Below are 14,936 nucleotides of genomic sequence, written 5' to 3' on the forward strand. Positions count from 1 at the left end.
ATTATTCTAAGTTATGATACAAAGGATCAATCAAATAGGTGGATGAACGTGGTGTTAAACTCATAGAGACTAACAGTAGTTTATTCTTGCTCAATGTTGAGGTGTAGGTTCGAATCCTACCGTCCACTTTCTGTTATTTAAACCAACTAGAACGAAACACAAACAAGTGACGGATACACATGATTAAGGTACAATAGGGGTAGGGAAAACAAGGAGGAATTCTTATGAAAAAGATAGGGCTTATTTCTAGTGCTTTTCTTTTAACCCTTGCTTTAGCAGCATGCGGCGGCGGAAAAAGTACAGAAAATACGGATAGTCGTTCCAGTGCTGCGGAAAGTACCACAGTCGAGAGTACAAAAGCATCTGCTACAAAAGAATCAAGTAGCAAAGCAGCAACGAAATCTAGTGATGCGAAACCGTCAGGAACAACGACAGCTGATTCGAAAGCAACAGCTTCTTCTACGAAGGAAGCGGCAAATAATGGCTTAGCAGAAAAACAATCACCAGCGAAAAATGCGAATCCAGATGACCAAGCCAAGCAAGTGCTTAACCAGCTAGCAAACATGTTTCCTGGTCAAGGCTTACCGCAGGCAATTTTAACGAGTCAAACGAATAACTTTTTAACTGCAGCGACAACTTCACAAGCGGATCAAAACAATTTCCGTGTTTTATATTATGCAGAAAAAGAAGCGATTCCAGTGAATGATGCACGTGTCAATCAGTTAACGCCAATTAGTTCTTTTGAGAAAAAAACATATGGCTCTGATGCCGAAGCAAAAAATGCAGTGAACCAAATCATTGACAATGGCGGTCAACCAGTAGATTTAGGTTACAATATTACTGGGTATAAACAAGGGGCGGCAGGTTCTAGTTACTTATCTTGGCAAGAAGGCAATTGGAGTTTAGTCGTACGGGCCTCAAATATCAATGGTGAATCGCCTGATGATTTAGCGAAAAATGTTGTCAACATTTTGGAACAAGAAACGTTGCCAGCACCGAATACCGTTGGTCAAATCACACTGAACGTGGCAGGAACCACTGACTATAATCGAAACTCAGTAGTTTGGCAAGCCGGTACAGTCGTTTACTCTGTCCATCATTTTGACCCAATTCAAGCAGTGAAGATGGCAACATCAATGTAATTAATAAAAAGAAAGCATGCGACAATGCCCATTGTCGCACGCTTTCTTTTTATTATTTTTGTTCTGTATAACCTTGTGACTCCACCAATTCTTGGCTTTTCTTCATGCTAATTCCCTTAGAAGAATCTCCATCAATCTGGATACCATCTACTTTTTTGGCTTTATCATAATCAAGTTTTTCATAATTAATCGTCAATTTTTCGATGGCTTGTTTGTCCTCATAGGTCAGTTTGTAATTAAGCCCTTTGATGTCCTCATATTGTTTAGAAACGGGTTCCAACGCTGTTTTTGCCTCTTCTTTTGTAATCCCCAATTTGTCATAAGAAACAATGTTTTTAGCCGTTTGCGTTAAGACTTTATCTCCTTGGTACGTATAGGTTAAGGTGGAATCAATCCCATCTTGTGGCGAACCTACAAAGGTTTTTGTCTCTATTTTTGAACCGCAACTTGCAAGAAAAAATACCCCAATAAAAATTAAAAATACGCGTAAAAATTTTTTCATTTCTAGATAACCTCCTTTAGCTGTTTATTCTTGACTGTAACATAACATGGCAAATAATTACTGTTAAGTAGAAAGCTTGTGAGAAGTCCAGCAAATAAAACTAAATAAAAAAACTTGCCTCTTCATTTTTATGAGAAGAGGCAAGTTTTTTTATTTAGTAATATCACTTAAATCTGGTTGTGAGTGAGCCAACCGACTGGCAGCCGCAGCCGCAATTGCGCCCACGATATCATCCAAGAATGTGTGGACATGTTCGCCATCATGCGCATTTAACTCTTTTAAAATGCCTGGTTTTACCTTGTCGATATACCCATAGTTCGTAAAGCCGATAGATCCATAAACATTTACAATGGAGAGCGCCATAATTTCATCAATGCCATAAAGCCCTTCATCTTCCGTTAAAATTTCTTGTAACGGTGAGAGTAGCTTGTTTTCTTCTGCCAGAATATCCAGTTGGACACCTGTAATAATCGCGTTGTGTACTTCACGCTTTGTTAACACGGCATCAATACTTTCTAAACAAGTATCTAATGTTAAATTATCAATATAATCTTTTTGTAAAAATAACACAAGTTCAGCTAAATCATTCATTGTTACGCCACGTTCTTGCAATAAACGACGTGCGCTATTTTCTAACGTATCTCCTTGGATTACCATTTTTTGTCCTCCTAATTTCTGCTTTAGTTGAAGTTCTTCTTTCATGGTACCAAAAAGAACGATAAAGGGGAATTAGAATCTATTTTGGTAGAGAATAATTTAGTTGAAGTGTTATTTTTAGTTAAAAATTACTAAGCGTTCGGTTGTAACGATGCCATCACTTGTTTTAATTGTGTCACTGATTTTTGGAAGAGTTCTTTTTCAGCGGCATTCAGATTCAATTCAATAATGTCAGTCACACCTTGATTGCCAACGACTGCAGGAATCCCTGTAAATACATCTTGTTGCCCATATTGCCCATCTAAGTAAGCTGAGACAGGTAAAATAGCTTGTTCATTATTTAAAATGGCTTTAACAATGCGTGCAGTACTCATACCAATCCCATAATAGGTCGCTTGTTTGCGATCGATAATTTCATAAGCTGTATTTTTCACTTTATCAGAAATGATTGGTAAATCGTCACTAGTTAAGCGTTCTGTCGTATCCACAATTTCTAAAATAGGTTTGGTACCAATCATGGTATGAGACCAGACAGCCACTTCAGAATCCCCGTGTTCGCCAATAATATAGCCGTGAACATTGCGTGGATCAATCGCTAAACGTTGAGACAGTTCTTTGCGGAAACGAGTTGTGTCCAAAGTTGTACCAGTTCCAATTACTCTTGAAACAGGTAAACCAGAAGCTTGCCAAGCCACATAAGTCAGTACATCGACAGGATTTGAGGCAATCACTAAAATTCCATCAAAACCAGATTTCATGATATTGTTAACAATTGTTTTCATAATTTCTGCATTGATTGAAACCAAATCTAGACGACTTTGCCCAGGTTTTTGATTAGCGCCAGCTGTAATCACGACGATATCGGCATCTTGGCAGTCTTGATAGTCGCCAGCCCAGACGTTTACATTTTCTTGACCCCAAGACACACCATCTAATAAGTCAATTGCTTCGCCTTCAGATTTGGCTTTGTCAATATCAACTAAGATTAATTCATTTGCAATCCCTTGGTTGATCATGGAATAGGCAATACTTGTGCCAACAAAACCAGTACCAATAATTGCGACTTTTTTGTTAAATACTTTCATCGTTCATCTCTTCTTTCTGTAATATTTCTTTCTTAGTGAATTATATCACGAACTTTTTAGGTGTGGTTATACCAATCTGTAATAGTCTTTATTAACAATTTAAATAAGGGAAGCGTGCTTTTTTTGTTATGATAAGAGTAGGAAAATAGAGAAGATAAGGAGGCAAAATGACAACGACAACAGTGTATTATGCAAGCAATAATGAAAAACAGCCGAACCGTTTTCAACTAGTTATCGGTAGCTGTAGCTATGAACTTCCAAAAATAGAAATCTACGAAATCCTGGAATGTGTCGCTTTAGCATATGGCTATCAAAAAGAACCATTCATTGAAGAACAAACAGAATGTTTTGTTAAAGGCAACCGTTGTATACATGTTTCCCAACAAGCGACGACGTTGACTTTTGTTGTGAATGATCTGCGTTTAGTAATGGAAAAACAATGCCGGAATCACGAAGAAGTCTTTCAAGAAGTCAATCATATTTTATTGAATATTTTTGAGGAGACCCCTTGTGTTTTTCTCGAAAAGTAGGAAAGAAGGATTAAGATGAAACAGGTGAAAATAACAACTACCTCAGACTTGATTAATGGCGGCTGCAATGCCTGTCCGAATGTGAAGTGTACGAATTATCTTGTTCATGTAGAAGATGAAACAATTGCGTTAGAAACGCTAACCGTTGCAGATTTAGTAACTTTATTAGCACTCAAAGAAGGGTTTCGTCAAAAATTAGTTATGGAAATGTTCGAAGAATATACGATGTTTGAAAGGGAAACTCATCAAGTTGTATTTAAGGAAGAGGAAACGAGAATTCTTTTTCAATCAAAAAAACAGACCATTCAAAGCACTCTTTTGTCTAAAGAGCCACAACAAGTGTTCCAAGAAACCCAGCAAATTTTACACCAACTATTTGAGTTAGAACCTTTTGAATTTGAATTGGTAGAGGAAACTGATAAATAAAAAACAGGAAAACGATTTAGCGAAAGCTAAGTCGTTTTCCTGTTTTTTAGGCTTGTCGTTCACGAATTTTTTCAACGATTCGGTTATAAACTTCAGAGAAGGAAGTGTTGGCATGGTGATCGGTCTGGACAATGAAAATTTTTCGAGAAGCAAAGGACTGATCAATTGGTTGCCAAGGGATCTCATCGGAAATAGATAATCGAGAAACAATTGATTGCCCAATGTTATTTTTTAGTAATTGCAACAGGACTTCGTTGTTGTTTAATTCGATAATTGGTAAGTTGATGCTGTGTTCGTTGAGATAAAGCTCATTGAAAAAACGTAAGCCAGAGTTCTTTTCTCTTAAGAGCCAAAATTTTGAAGCGGCATCACCTGCTAGAACTAGTTGGTCTTCATAAACAATTTCTTTGTGTAGATTTTTGGTTTCAATGGGTTTTTCAATTAGTCCAATGTGGGCATGATTATTTTGAACCATATCCACGACTTCGTTTGAATTCATCAGTTGAATCGAAAAGTTGATGAGTGGAAAAGCGGTAACCAAACTCTCCATAATATCTGGCAATAAATAAATAGCAACTGTATTTGAAGAGGCTATAATGCAGTCTTCTTTAAAATTCTCTTTTTCTGCAGCTTGCGCAAAAGAAGTAGTTAAGCTTTCAATAATCGAGAGCATTTTTGGATATAAAAAATCAGCTTCTTTGGTAGGAATAACCGATTGTTTTCCATTACGATAGAACAGCTTGATCGAAAAGTGTTGCTCTAATTTCTTGATTTGCAAAGAAACAGTTGGCTGAGAAATATACAATTGTTTGGCCGCCGCACTAAAATTTTTGGTTTCATACACAGCAATAAATGTTTTGATCCATTCGAACATAAAATCGCCTCTTTCTATTTACTATCTTAATAGTTGTTATTGCAAATATTTATTTTACAAATATAAATATTTCATTTAGTATAATAACATACTTTTGATTAATATCAATAATAATAAATAAAGACGGAGTGTGACTACATAATGGTAGAAAGTGCGAAAAAATTCTTGCGGAAAGTCCCGATTCCCATTTGCGGACTAATTTTAGGGATGGTTTCTTTGGGGAATTTACTTTATTCCTTGGGATATGCAACAATTGGGACCATTTATTGTGTACTTGGCAGTCTCTTAATGATTTTAGTTATTTTAAAAATTATTTTTACAATGAAACATGCATTAAGCACCTTAGATGATCCAATTATTGCTTCGGTATCACCAACATTTACAATGGCTTTAATGGTTATCTGTGTTTTCTTAGATCGGATATTTACCAATGCTGCTTGGATTAACGTGTTGTGGATTGGCGCAGTGATTTTACATTTTATTTTAATGATTTATTTTGTAGCGGTGCATATTTTTCCAACAAAAATCGAACTGGAACATATTTATCCAAGCTGGTTTATTACGTTTGTCGGCATTGGCGTTATTCCTAATACTTCTCAATTGTTTATCAATGAGTTGGGAAAAATTGTTTTTTGGGTAGCGTTGTTCTTTTATTTACTCTTGTTACCAATTTTAATCAAGAGAATTACGAAGTCGAAAGAAATGCCTGAATCGACCATTCCTTTATTGACGATTATGACAGCGCCAGGTTCGTTATGTTTAGCTGGCTATATTTCAATGGGTGGTCATTTGTATATGCCATTAGTTGTTTTCTTGCTAATTTTGTCTCAATGTATTTATGGGATTGTAGTAGTGAATCTATATAAAATTATGCAAGTGACATTCTATCCAAGTTATGCTGCCTTTACATTCCCATTAGTAATTTCTGCGACAGCATTAGTCAAAGTTAAACCTTTATTTGCAGAAAAGGTAGGCCTAACGAGTCTGTTAAATATTTTGTCTACTTTTGAACTCTTATTAGCTGTGGCTATTGTAAGTTATGTGTTCATTCGATATTGCATTTTTTTATTCCAAAGAGAAAATAACACGAAAAAAGTGGAATTAAATTAAAAAAAGAGAGGAAGCAAAGAGGTGAAGAAACTATTAATTACTGGAGGAGCTAGCTTTATTGGTTCTAATTTGGCTAATTTTTATAGTCAACAGTATCAAGTTTTTGTGATTGATGATTTGTCCATGGGGCGAGTGTCAAATTTGCAACAAACTGAGCAGTTGGTTTTTATTAAAGGAAGTGTGACGGATCAGCAATTATTGGACGAAGTACTTTCAAAGCATTCGTTTGAGTATATCTTTCATCTTGCGGCCGTGGCAAGCGTGGCAAGCGTGGCAAGTTCTGTGGCACAGCCTCTAGAGACACATGAGGTCAATTTTTTAAGTGTATTGAAAATATTGGAATCAATAAAAAAATATCAAAAAGAGCTCAAACGTTTTGTTTTTGCTTCGTCGGCAGCCGTTTACGGTGCAGAGCCAACGTTGCCTAAAAGAGAAACTTCGGTGATTTGCCCTTTGAGTCCCTATGCTATTGATAAGTTTGCTGCTGAACGTTATGTTCTCAATGAATACCATTTACACGGGGTACCCACGAGCGCAGTTCGCTTCTTTAACGTCTATGGTCCCAATCAAAATCCTGCTTCACCCTATTCTGGTGTCCTGTCCATTTTGATGGATCGTTATATCCAGTTAGAACAAGGGCAAGCGAGCCAATTTCAAATATTTGGAGATGGTCAGCAAACACGTGACTTTATCTACATTGAGGATGTCCTAACTGCATTAAATTTAGTAGCAACCAAAAGTGAAGCGTTGGGACATGTTTATAATGTGGGTACCGAAGTTGCCATTTCCCTTAATCAATTAATTGAAGAAATGAACCAATTAGTGGGACTTTCTTTGCCAGTTTCTTATCAAAAGGAACGAGATGGCGATATAAAATATTCTCTTTCAGATAGTTCTGCTTTGAAAGGCTTAGGTTTTTCGCCCGTTTATTCAATTCGAGAAGGACTTCAAAAATATTTTAAGTTTACCCATAATACCCAAAATAGATAAAAAAAGACGAGACTTATTTGTTAAGTCTCGCCTTTTTTTGTGCAAATGTTTCGCCCCAATGGCAAAGTGAAGAGAGGGCATCGTAAAGAGCATATCCCTCCGGAGTGAGCGTATATTCCACACGCGGGGGCAGTTCGTTAAAGGATTCTCGATGGACTAGGCCATCTTTTTCCATTTCTCTCAAGCGATCTGTCAGGACGCGTTGAGTGATTCCGTCGAGCGCACGCATCAATTCACCGTTGCGCTTGGTTCCTTGGAATAATTCATCCATTAATGATAATTTCCATTTGCCGTTAATGGTGGAAAGAGCTAAGTTGATACTGGTTTGTTTATCAGTTGTCATAGTTTCTCCTTGTGACACGTAATGGTTACTTTTTTCTTCCTAGGTGAATAAAAAGTGCGTACTTTTTTTCTCCATCATAGTGAGTAATAATAACTATGTCAAGTAAGGCAAGAGGAAGGAAGAAGAAATATGATGTATCAAGATGTTGTTCGCAGCCGCCGCTCAGTTCGGGATTTTATGCCAGATGTTGAGATTCCTAAAGAGGAATTAATGGCCATAATTGAGGAAGCAATGTTCGCGCCAAATAGTACCAATTTAAATTCATGGCGTTTTTTAATTGTCACAGAAAAAGAACAAAAAGAGATCCTTTACGAAGTTTCGATGCAACAACCAGCAGTTAAAGGGGCAGCGGCGGTGATTATTTTATTAGGTGATTTGACTGCTTATACAGTGGCCAATGCAGATGAAATCAGTGCTAAAGCTGTCGCACAAGGAACGATGACGGAAGAAATTCGTCAAGGAATTAATGAAAATGTTTCTTGGTACTATGATGTTAGTGAAGAACAAAAAAGAGAGTGGCTAATGTTAGACCAAGGCTTAGTTGCAATGCAGCTGATGCTTTCTGCAAAAGATCGAGGCTATGATACTGTGGCGATGTCTGGTTTTGAAACAGAAGCGGTTCGCAAGTTATTTAATATTGAGGATCATTTAGTGAACGGACTGATTATTCCGATTGGCAAAGCTCAAACACCCGGCTTTGAAACAGTCCGACGAGATGTTTCAGAAGTAGTAACTTGGTTAGACTAAAAAGCTAAACAGTTCTGTAATTGCTGTTTATTAGATTTTGAGCGTGGAACAAACATCCAAAGTGATTGTTGTCCCACGTTCGTTTTTTTGTTGATCATCCGCTTTTGAGAATGGCCAGAGAAGACGTTTAGTGAACCAATTTTGAAAGAAAGTGATACACTAGAAGAAAAAGAAGTGGGGCGACCTTATGCGTTATGTCATAATGCAGTCACGAGATATTCGTGAAAATTTAGCAACGGAAGATTATCTATTAAACACTCTCTCTTTTGAAGAGCCCTTAGTGTTGTTCTATATTCAGGAACCCTGTGTTATTTTAGGCCGAAATCAAAATGCTTATGAAGAAATTGACTTAGCTTATGCTAGAGAGAAGGGAATCGTTATTACTCGCCGTTTATCGGGCGGTGGTGCTGTTTATGATGATCTCGGGAATGTCAGCTTTAGTTTTGTTGTTCAGGAAGGACATCAAGCTTTTGGGGATTTTAAAGCGTTCACTAAACCAATTATTGAAGCATTACATAAAATGGGCGCAACGGGGGCCGAGATTAGCGGTCGCAATGATTTATTAATTGAAGGGAAAAAATTTTCTGGCAATGCCATGTATACAAAAAAGGGGAAGATGTATACTCATGGTACCTTGATGTATGATGTTGATTTGGCAGAAGTTCAACGTGTTTTAACTGTTTCTAAGAAAAAAATTGAATCAAAAGGGACAAAATCTGTTCGGGGACGCGTAACCAATTTACGGCCGTACTTAGACGAAAAATATCAACAATTAACCATTGAGGAATTTCGCAATCGTTTACTGATGGAGCTCTTTGATGTCGAATCTCTAACTGAAATTGCGGAGAAAGAATATGTCCTAACCAAAGCAGATCAACAGGAAATTAGAAAATTGGTCGCTGAAGTGTATGGCAATGAAGCTTGGATTTTTGGTGAAGCGCCTAAATTTACGATCAAAAAAGAAGAAAAGTTTAAAGGCGGCATTGTGGATGCACGTTTGACTGTTGAAAAAGGTAAAATAATTGAGTTAACGATTTATGGTGATTATTTTGCCAAAAAAGAAACAACGGAAATCGTTACAGCTTTATTAGGTGTGGACTATCAGTATTCATCAATTTGGCAAGCATTAGCAGCGTTTAACTTTGAAGACTACTTTGTAAATATCACCAAAGAAGAATTTGTTCATTTATTGGTGGATTAATAAACGTGCTGGGACAAAAGTTAAAGAATCTTTTGTCCCAGCACGTTTATTTAATGATGGTTGGCTCTTGCTAGAAAAATTTCCCATGAACGTCCCAATTGCCAGTATCTTTGGCTTTTTTCAATGTTTGCATTCGACGGAAGCCAACAGGATGATCGGATAAGAAGTTACTCAATTTAAGCCAGATGGTATTATCATGTAAATCAATACTGTGAAAGTATTCTTCTAAATCCACACGACTGCCCATGTATTTTCCTGAAAATAAATAAATCATACTTAAAGCACCTTCTTCGGCGTAGTATAAACCTGCGCGATCAGCGGTATATTCTTGCGTTCTTGTAAAACTTTTATCTAACGCAACTGGTTTCAAAATAATGGATAACATTAGCCGTCATAAATTAGTGTGTCCACATTTATGGTGTCCTAGCTCGTGTGCCAAAATAAAGCGAATCAGCGAAAAATCGCCTGTATTGTACGCGATATCCAACAAATCACTGTGAATGACAACATAGCGTCTGTGTAAAGAGCATTTTGCCGCAAAAGCGTTTAAGACACCATTCCCGTTGATTAAATAAAGACGTGGCATCCTTAATTTTTTAGTGCCAAAGCCCATTTCTTTTGCCAAATCAATATACAAAGAATAAATTTCTGGTAACTGATTTTCTGTAATTTCCACTCCGTTAGAAGCAGTATCCATGTACATATAACGAATGGTAAAAAAAGCAATGACTGGCGCAATTGGTGCAATTAAGACAATTAATAACCAGTCAGGAATCGGCAAATCACTCAATATCAATAAAGCAACTAACCCCAATGCTAAAAACAATAAAACAAAACCAATGATAATCATTGGTAATTCAAAACGATAACGTAACTTAGCAACAGAAATTTCTTTCTTTTTTTCCTGCGGTTGACACATAAACATTCCTCCCCAAACATTTCCCAAACACTTTTTCAAATAAAATGACTTATCTGTTACTTCTAATATACCATTGGTTAATCGATAATGACAATGGTGGGAACTTGAATAAAGGTAATTATATCAAGTGATTAATGAAAGGGACTCGTTGTACGCGGGGAATTGGTCTATCTTGATTAAATAAAATTTTAATAATCTAACTGTTTTAGACGTAATAAAGTAGTTTCTGGAGTCAATTTTTTAATAACATACAAACGCAAAATCGCATGTTCAATTTTTTGTTCTTCTGGCGATAGCTCCGAATTTATATAGGATAACTTCTCGATTAAATAGGTTAAAAATGAGCCAGTACCTTGGCTGCCCACTAAAAAGCCCATTTCTTCCGTTTCGGTTAATTGTTGTTTTTTTAAGTGGTAAATTTCTTGTGCAAGTGCCCCCGAGATAATGATTTCATCCGTTTGCTTATTCAAATTCGTTAGTAAGTCGCTTTTTGTTGCTACCGTAACAGTTTCCATTGCACTCATCCTTTGCTTTTATATGATACATCTAGTATAACATGGTCTCACTTTTTTTTATTTTTCCTCTTGCTCTGGTACGCGTTTCATAAGGTAAGCTAGGTGTATCAAAATATTGGAGGGCATGAAAATGAATGTTATAGTGGAGATAAGCGATAGACTTGGTATGGATTACTATTTTGTCTCGGTGACTACGACGGCCAAAAGTCTGCAGTTAAATAGTCCCAAAAAATACTATAAGATTTGGCATCAAGAAATTCCGTACCATCAGATAACGGAGTGGCACTTGACACAGCAGGAGGATATTCAGGAAATTTCTTTTGCTTGGCAGGAGACCTTTTATCGTTTTGTTGATTACGGGACAGGGATTGTGCCTTATTTAACTCAATTTTGTAAAGTAATGAGGTGAAAGTATGACAACAATTCGAGAAATTGCGCGCCTTTCAGGATCTTCAGTTACGACTGTTTCGCGTGTGATTAATCATCATCCTTATGTTTCTGAAGAAAAACGACTGAAAATCCAAGCAATTATCGATGAGTTGGGCTATAAGCCCAATATATTAGCGAGAAATCTTAGCTTTGGGAAAAGTAACACATTAGGTGTCATGGTTCCTTATACGAATCAACCTTATTTTGATGCTATTTTAAGTGGCATTATCCACCAAGCATTTCAGCAAGGGATGATGGTCAGTTTATTACCAACGGATTATGATAAAGAAGTTGAAAAAAGTTACTTGGAAAAAATGGCTACGGGTGCGTTTGATGGCATGATTGTTTTGTCAAAGGCAAATCCTTTAAGTGTGTTTGCTCCGTATAAAGAGCAAGTTGTTTTTTGTGAAAAAATAGAAGACCCTAGTTATGCTAGTATCTATATCGATCGTTTAACCGTTTATCGGCGGGTTTTCCAAGCGTTGAAACAACAAGGATGTAGAGAAGTGGCAATTACGATTAACCGTGCACCAGAAAAAAGTACAAGCGCACGTTATTTAGTTGACGCATATCAGGAAATTTATGGAGTGATTCCTGAAAATCGGTTATTTAAGGACTGTTTAACCTATGAAGATGGGTGTGAAGTAGGACGACACTGTGGGCAAGATCCAACGCTCCAGGCGGTTGTGACCAACGGTGATGAAATTGCCGCAGGGATTCAAGCCATTATTGAAAGACCACTCTTTTTAGTGGGACAGGAACAAACTTTATTAAGTGAAATTTTAAATTTTTCAACAATCTGTCATCCATTAATGGAATTAGGGGAAAAAGCCACACATTTATTTCAAGAAAAACGGCCGAAAACGATTCAATTGACTTCTACATTTATTAATCGACAACCAGATTTTTCTTTTTCTTAGAAAAAAGCTGGTTGTTTTTTCTTTGGTAGAATAAGGTTTTTCGCTAAAAAATAAAAAAACTTACAAAAAGTAAGACAAAAAGCTTTACTTACTTTTAGTAAGGTAGTATAGTAAGCATGTAAACAAAATTAAATGAATTTACTGAGGAAATTCGAAAGGATGAACATATTATGTCAAAATTTACTGAAATGATGAAAAACCGTCGTTCAATCTATGCTTTAGGAGAAAACTTACCAATTTCAAAAGAAGAAGTAACTGCTTTAGTAAAAGAAGTTGTTAGAGAAAGTCCAACAGCTTTTAACTCTCAAACACAACGTGTTGTGTTCTTATTCGGCGATGCTCACAAAAAATTATGGGCAATGACTGAAGATGCCTTAAAACCATTAACTCCAGCAGAAGCATTTCCAAACACACAAGCTAAATTACAAGGTTTTGCAGCTGGTGCGGGCACAATTTTATTCTTTGAAGATACAGATATCGTGAAAAACTTACAAGATAGCTTCCCATTATATGCGGATAACTTCCCTGTTTGGTCTGAACAAGCAACTGGTTTAACACAAGCGAACGTTTGGACTGCCTTAGCGCAAGAAAATATTGGCGCAAACTTACAACACTACAACCCAGTCATTGACGAAGCGGTTGCTGCAGAATGGTCAATTCCTGCAAACTGGAATTTACGTGCACAAATGGTTATTGGTTCCATTGAAGCGCCAGCTGGCGAAAAAGAATACATGGAAGATAGTGCTCGTTTTAAAGAATTCAACTAAATCATTGCTTTAGTAAAACAAAGAGGAAAGGAGTGAAAGCAAATGGTTCAAGCATTACCAAGTAATATTGGGATTCAACAAGTCACTTTGAAAGTGGCTGATTTAGATAAAATGGTAAACTTTTATACGAAAACAATTGGCTTAAAACTTTTAAAACAAGGAGAGGGACGTGCTTGGCTAGCGCCACAAGGCACCAACGATGCAATTCTTGTCTTAAAAGAATTAACAGCTGGGGAAGAAAATCAGGGTACCACTGGCTTGTACCATATTGCTTTCCTGCTACCAACCCGCAAAGATTTAGGCAATATGTTGCTGTGGCTTTTGCAGGAAAATGTGCAAATTGGCGCAGCAGATCATGGCTATAGTGAAGCCCTTTACTTAAGTGATCCAGAAAATAATGGCATCGAAATTTATTGGGATAAACCAGAAGAAGTCTGGGATATTCGTCCAAATGGTGAAATTATCGGTGTGACAGAAGAATTAGACGGTGATAGTTTAGCTGCAGAAGCTGACGGTCACTGGCTAGGAATTTCCGAAGGTTCTAAAATTGGGCACATTCATTTGAAAGTGGCCGATTTAGATACCACTGAAACGTTCTATAAAAACTTAGGGTTTGGCTTAAAGTCTAACTTTGGTCAACAAGCGAAGTTTTTTGCAGCGGGTCAGTATCATCATCATATTGGGACAAATACATGGAGCGGCAAACAGCTGCCAACGATTCAAGAAAATCAATTTGGCTTAGAAAATTACACCTTCCGTTTACCAACTGCGGCAGATTTAGAGATCGTCCAAGCCAATGCGGAAGAAGCAAAGTTACATTTTATTGCCAAAGATCATTTACTTGCGTTAGAAGATCCTAGCGGCATGATTATTCAATTTACCTATTAAAACCACTCTCAAACTAGCCCTTCGTTAGAAAATGAAGGACTAGTTTTTTTGTCTTTTTTGCATTATTTTGCATTTGTTTGCAAAATAATGCAAAAGATGCTATCTTTACTTAGAAGAGGTGAGGAAGCATGTTGATTGAAGAACGTTTAGCCAAGATTCAAAAAATAGTGAATGAACAAAAAAGTATTTCCATGGAAGCGTTAGCGGAGCAAGTCTCCGTTTCAAAAGATACTATTCGGCGAGATTTAATTCGTTTAGAAAAGGAAGGACATTTAAAGAGAACGCACGGTGGTGCTATCTCAGTGCAGTCTGAAGCAACTATTTACGATTATGCTCAACGAATAGTGAAGCATCCAGAGAAAAAACAAGCGATTGCCCAAAAAGTTTGGGCAACCATTCCCAAACAAGCGTCCATTTTTTTTGATTCATCAACCACGGTGGAAGAAGCTATTCGAGCGATGGAAAATAGTCCGGTTCACGCGATCACGAACTCTCTCAGTCATGCGCTACTTCTAGCGCAAATGGATCAAACCAAAATTACAGTATTACCTGGGCAACTGCATAAACAACAACTCTTTTTGTTTGGGGCAGAAACAGTCGCTAAGGTTGGGGAATTTGCCCCTGACTATACATTATTAGGTGTGTTTGCGTTATCTGAACAAGGATTATTTATTCACACAGAAGAAGAAGGTCAAGTCAAACGGCGAATGATTCAACAAGGCAAACAAGTCATTGCCTTAGCAGACCAAACGAAATTAAACAAAACGGGTTTATTTAAAATTTGCGAATTAACAGAAATTGATTGTTTAGTGACAGATACACGACCTGATGAAAAATTTTGCGAGCAGTTAGCGAAAGCAGGCGTAACGTTGATTGTTGCAGATGAATAAT

18 protein-coding genes and 1 pseudogene are annotated in these 14,936 nt (G+C 37.0%); 12 read left to right on the forward strand and 7 right to left on the reverse strand.

Annotated features, from left to right (window positions below; all coding sequences use genetic code 11):
- Positions 1-224 precede the first annotated feature (224 nt).
- Positions 225-1,142 (forward strand): hypothetical protein, encoded by a 918-nt coding sequence (locus tag IGK70_RS01900; RefSeq protein ID WP_104855977.1) that lies wholly within the window; start codon positions 225-227, stop codon positions 1,140-1,142.
- A 52-nt stretch (positions 1,143-1,194) separates the two neighbouring features.
- Here IGK70_RS01900 and IGK70_RS01905 read toward each other — a convergent pair whose 3' ends face one another.
- From IGK70_RS01905 to IGK70_RS01915, 3 genes are all read right to left on the reverse strand, one after another.
- Positions 1,195-1,644, reverse strand: coding sequence for a YehR family lipoprotein (locus tag IGK70_RS01905; protein WP_002382937.1), 450 nt, complete (start codon positions 1,642-1,644; stop codon positions 1,195-1,197).
- Positions 1,645-1,794: 150 nt separating this feature from the next.
- Positions 1,795-2,301, reverse strand: a complete 507-nt coding sequence (locus IGK70_RS01910; protein ID WP_010710809.1) for a phosphatidylglycerophosphatase A family protein — start codon at positions 2,299-2,301, stop codon at positions 1,795-1,797.
- A 131-nt stretch (positions 2,302-2,432) separates the two neighbouring features.
- Positions 2,433-3,386, reverse strand: coding sequence for an L-lactate dehydrogenase (locus IGK70_RS01915; RefSeq protein ID WP_002358635.1), 954 nt, complete (start codon positions 3,384-3,386; stop codon positions 2,433-2,435).
- Between the two features lie 167 nt (positions 3,387-3,553).
- Here IGK70_RS01915 and IGK70_RS01920 point away from each other — a divergent pair, with 167 nt between their 5' ends.
- Entirely contained in the window at positions 3,554-3,916 is a 363-nt protein-coding gene (locus IGK70_RS01920) for a DUF4809 family protein (protein ID WP_104855931.1), read from the forward strand.
- A 15-nt stretch (positions 3,917-3,931) separates the two neighbouring features.
- Positions 3,932-4,342, forward strand: a complete 411-nt coding sequence (locus IGK70_RS01925; RefSeq protein ID WP_002361221.1) for a DUF4809 family protein — start codon at positions 3,932-3,934, stop codon at positions 4,340-4,342.
- Positions 4,343-4,388: 46 nt separating this feature from the next.
- On the opposite strand, the gene IGK70_RS01930 is transcribed toward IGK70_RS01925, so the two are convergent.
- On the reverse strand, positions 4,389-5,216 hold the full coding sequence (locus tag IGK70_RS01930) for a LysR family transcriptional regulator (RefSeq protein WP_002355461.1): 828 nt from the start codon (positions 5,214-5,216) through the stop codon (positions 4,389-4,391).
- A gap of 141 nt (positions 5,217-5,357) precedes the next feature.
- Here IGK70_RS01930 and IGK70_RS01935 point away from each other — a divergent pair, with 141 nt between their 5' ends.
- Together IGK70_RS01935 and IGK70_RS01940 are read left to right on the forward strand one after the other, a co-directional pair.
- Positions 5,358-6,326, forward strand: coding sequence for a TDT family transporter (locus IGK70_RS01935; protein ID WP_002355462.1), 969 nt, complete (start codon positions 5,358-5,360; stop codon positions 6,324-6,326).
- A gap of 21 nt (positions 6,327-6,347) precedes the next feature.
- On the forward strand, positions 6,348-7,316 hold the full coding sequence (locus IGK70_RS01940) for a GDP-mannose 4,6-dehydratase (RefSeq protein WP_438775153.1): 969 nt from the start codon (positions 6,348-6,350) through the stop codon (positions 7,314-7,316).
- 13 nt (positions 7,317-7,329) lie between these two features.
- Here the strand turns inward: IGK70_RS01940 and IGK70_RS01945 are convergent, their stop codons facing one another.
- Positions 7,330-7,677 (reverse strand): winged helix-turn-helix transcriptional regulator, encoded by a 348-nt coding sequence (locus tag IGK70_RS01945; RefSeq protein ID WP_002355464.1) that lies wholly within the window; start codon positions 7,675-7,677, stop codon positions 7,330-7,332.
- Between the two features lie 111 nt (positions 7,678-7,788).
- Between IGK70_RS01945 and IGK70_RS01950 the strand changes: the two genes are divergently transcribed.
- Positions 7,789-8,406 (forward strand): nitroreductase family protein, encoded by a 618-nt coding sequence (locus tag IGK70_RS01950; RefSeq protein ID WP_010774438.1) that lies wholly within the window; start codon positions 7,789-7,791, stop codon positions 8,404-8,406.
- A 187-nt stretch (positions 8,407-8,593) separates the two neighbouring features.
- Positions 8,594-9,607, forward strand: coding sequence for a lipoate--protein ligase (locus tag IGK70_RS01955; RefSeq protein ID WP_010774439.1), 1,014 nt, complete (start codon positions 8,594-8,596; stop codon positions 9,605-9,607).
- 70 nt (positions 9,608-9,677) lie between these two features.
- On the opposite strand, the pseudogene IGK70_RS01960 reads toward IGK70_RS01955, so the two are convergent.
- Together IGK70_RS01960 and IGK70_RS01965 are read right to left on the reverse strand one after the other, a co-directional pair.
- Positions 9,678-10,532: pseudogene (locus IGK70_RS01960) on the reverse strand (M48 family metallopeptidase).
- A gap of 182 nt (positions 10,533-10,714) precedes the next feature.
- Positions 10,715-11,050, reverse strand: coding sequence for a hypothetical protein (locus IGK70_RS01965; RefSeq protein WP_162783041.1), 336 nt, complete (start codon positions 11,048-11,050; stop codon positions 10,715-10,717).
- A gap of 115 nt (positions 11,051-11,165) precedes the next feature.
- Here IGK70_RS01965 and IGK70_RS01970 point away from each other — a divergent pair, with 115 nt between their 5' ends.
- From IGK70_RS01970 to IGK70_RS01990, 5 genes are all read left to right on the forward strand, one after another.
- Entirely contained in the window at positions 11,166-11,450 is a 285-nt protein-coding gene (locus IGK70_RS01970) for a hypothetical protein (RefSeq protein ID WP_002366136.1), read from the forward strand.
- Between the two features lie 4 nt (positions 11,451-11,454).
- Positions 11,455-12,390 carry a LacI family DNA-binding transcriptional regulator gene (locus IGK70_RS01975; RefSeq protein WP_220421676.1) on the forward strand — a complete coding sequence of 312 codons (936 nt, stop codon included), beginning with the start codon at positions 11,455-11,457 and terminating at the stop codon, positions 12,388-12,390.
- 170 nt (positions 12,391-12,560) lie between these two features.
- Positions 12,561-13,157, forward strand: coding sequence for a nitroreductase family protein (locus IGK70_RS01980; RefSeq protein WP_002355475.1), 597 nt, complete (start codon positions 12,561-12,563; stop codon positions 13,155-13,157).
- 42 nt (positions 13,158-13,199) lie between these two features.
- Positions 13,200-14,045: a VOC family protein gene (locus IGK70_RS01985; RefSeq protein ID WP_002355476.1), complete on the forward strand. Its 846-nt coding sequence runs from the start codon at positions 13,200-13,202 to the stop codon at positions 14,043-14,045.
- A 128-nt stretch (positions 14,046-14,173) separates the two neighbouring features.
- Positions 14,174-14,935 carry a DeoR/GlpR family DNA-binding transcription regulator gene (locus tag IGK70_RS01990; RefSeq protein WP_104855763.1) on the forward strand — a complete coding sequence of 254 codons (762 nt, stop codon included), beginning with the start codon at positions 14,174-14,176 and terminating at the stop codon, positions 14,933-14,935.
- Position 14,936: the final 1 nt, after the last annotated feature.

The sequence above is a fragment of the Enterococcus sp. DIV0358 genome, assembly GCF_051713465.1.
Taxonomy (GTDB): Bacteria; Bacillota; Bacilli; order Lactobacillales; family Enterococcaceae; genus Enterococcus; species Enterococcus faecalis.

What these genes read in the sequence shown, in the direction of transcription:
- IGK70_RS01920 (WP_104855931.1), top strand. Translation starts at nt 3,554, where the DNA reads ATGACAACGACAACAGTGTATTATGCAAGCAATAATGAAAAACAGCCG.
- IGK70_RS01980 (WP_002355475.1), top strand. Translation starts at nt 12,561, where the DNA reads ATGTCAAAATTTACTGAAATGATGAAAAACCGTCGTTCAATCTATGCT.
- IGK70_RS01950 (WP_010774438.1), top strand. Translation starts at nt 7,789, where the DNA reads ATGATGTATCAAGATGTTGTTCGCAGCCGCCGCTCAGTTCGGGATTTT.
- IGK70_RS01915 (WP_002358635.1), bottom strand. Translation starts at nt 3,386, where the DNA reads ATGAAAGTATTTAACAAAAAAGTCGCAATTATTGGTACTGGTTTTGTT.
- IGK70_RS01930 (WP_002355461.1), bottom strand. Translation starts at nt 5,216, where the DNA reads ATGTTCGAATGGATCAAAACATTTATTGCTGTGTATGAAACCAAAAAT.
- IGK70_RS01905 (WP_002382937.1), bottom strand. Translation starts at nt 1,644, where the DNA reads ATGAAAAAATTTTTACGCGTATTTTTAATTTTTATTGGGGTATTTTTT.
- IGK70_RS01910 (WP_010710809.1), bottom strand. Translation starts at nt 2,301, where the DNA reads ATGGTAATCCAAGGAGATACGTTAGAAAATAGCGCACGTCGTTTATTG.
- IGK70_RS01900 (WP_104855977.1), top strand. Translation starts at nt 225, where the DNA reads ATGAAAAAGATAGGGCTTATTTCTAGTGCTTTTCTTTTAACCCTTGCT.
- IGK70_RS01955 (WP_010774439.1), top strand. Translation starts at nt 8,594, where the DNA reads ATGCGTTATGTCATAATGCAGTCACGAGATATTCGTGAAAATTTAGCA.
- IGK70_RS01970 (WP_002366136.1), top strand. Translation starts at nt 11,166, where the DNA reads ATGAAAATGAATGTTATAGTGGAGATAAGCGATAGACTTGGTATGGAT.
- IGK70_RS01925 (WP_002361221.1), top strand. Translation starts at nt 3,932, where the DNA reads ATGAAACAGGTGAAAATAACAACTACCTCAGACTTGATTAATGGCGGC.
- IGK70_RS01990 (WP_104855763.1), top strand. Translation starts at nt 14,174, where the DNA reads ATGTTGATTGAAGAACGTTTAGCCAAGATTCAAAAAATAGTGAATGAA.
- IGK70_RS01985 (WP_002355476.1), top strand. Translation starts at nt 13,200, where the DNA reads ATGGTTCAAGCATTACCAAGTAATATTGGGATTCAACAAGTCACTTTG.
- IGK70_RS01935 (WP_002355462.1), top strand. Translation starts at nt 5,358, where the DNA reads ATGGTAGAAAGTGCGAAAAAATTCTTGCGGAAAGTCCCGATTCCCATT.
- IGK70_RS01965 (WP_162783041.1), bottom strand. Translation starts at nt 11,050, where the DNA reads ATGAGTGCAATGGAAACTGTTACGGTAGCAACAAAAAGCGACTTACTA.
- IGK70_RS01975 (WP_220421676.1), top strand. Translation starts at nt 11,455, where the DNA reads ATGACAACAATTCGAGAAATTGCGCGCCTTTCAGGATCTTCAGTTACG.